The following is a 1,297-nucleotide window of genomic DNA, read 5'->3' on the forward strand; positions in this document are numbered from 1 at the left end:
AACAATCGTTGTAAGTGGTTGATATGCGACAAAATACGAGCAAAAAATGACTCTATGGGTTAGAAATGACTATCTTTGCAGAAAATTACAATCTGTAAGTTAGTTTAGACTCATGAATCAAGGTAAGTATATATTCAGTCAAATATGTGATTTCCTTCCCAAAAACCAGTTCGATTGGTTCGTAAAAAAATATCAAGGAAACAAATATGTTAAGAAGTTCACTTGTTGGAATCATTTGCTAGTGATGATATTCGCTCAGTTGACCCATCGAGAGAGTCTTCGAGACTTGATAGCTACGCTCAATGCGCATAAGACTAAGTTCAACAGGCTTGGATTTGGCACATCTGTTACCAGAAGTAATCTTTCCAAAGCTAATGAGCAAAGAGAGGCTAAAATATTTGAAGACATGGCGTATCATATGGTCAAGACCGCAAGAGACTTACGCATAGGATTAGTTGACAAAGACTTCTTCTATGAAGGTAATGTCTATGCTTTTGACTCAACAACCATCTCACTTTGCCTAAATGTGTTTTGGTGGAGTAAACTTCATCATGACAAAGGTGGTGTAAAGATGCATACCTTATATGATGTAAAGACAGACATACCATCATTCTTTCTTATAACCAATGCGGATTTACATGATTCCAAGGTAATGAACGAGATACCTTATGAGCCTGATGCTTTATACATATTTGATAGAGCATATATGGACACGGAGCAACTCACCATCATCAATACGATAAAGGCGTTCTTTGTTGTTCGTGAGAAACGTCGTATGTCATATACAGTGATTGAAGACAAACAATATAACAACCCTATAACGGGAGTGATGGCTGATCAAACGATACAGTTTAGTGGATATAAAACACGAAAGCAATACTCTTCCCCAATGAGAAGAATCACCTTTTATGATAAGGAGGGAAACAGAACCTTTGTGTTTTATACCAATAACTCCATCCTCTCTGCAGAGGATATTGCATTGGCTTACAAATATCGTTGGAGGGTAGAGTTGTTCTTCAAATGGATGAAGCAACATCTTCATGTCAAGGAATTCTATGGCACAACCGAAAATGCTGTAAAGATACAATTGTATAGTGCAATCATTGCATATTGCTTGGTTGCGATTGTTGAACGAAAAATGAAATTGAATATGGAAATGTATGATTTGTTAAGAATTTTATCTGTCTCATTGTTGGACAGAACCCCTCTCGTAGATTTGCTCGGCAAAAGCGAACCTGCCGAGAAGTTACAAACTGTAAGAGAATTAAGTCTTAAATTTATTTAGTGGACACTAGTG

Annotated in this window: 1 protein-coding gene; it reads left to right on the plus strand. The window is 36.8% G+C overall.

Annotated elements, in window-relative coordinates; genetic code table 11:
• Nucleotides 1-112: 112 nt before the first annotated feature.
• The gene (locus CIK89_RS04465; protein WP_094390244.1) at nucleotides 113-1,285 is read left to right on the plus strand and encodes an IS4 family transposase; all 1,173 of its coding nucleotides are present in this window, start codon (nucleotides 113-115) and stop codon (nucleotides 1,283-1,285) included.
• Nucleotides 1,286-1,297 lie beyond the last annotated feature (12 nt).

It is taken from the genome of Prevotella sp. P4-119 (assembly GCF_002251345.1).
Taxonomy (GTDB): domain Bacteria; phylum Bacteroidota; class Bacteroidia; order Bacteroidales; family Bacteroidaceae; genus Prevotella.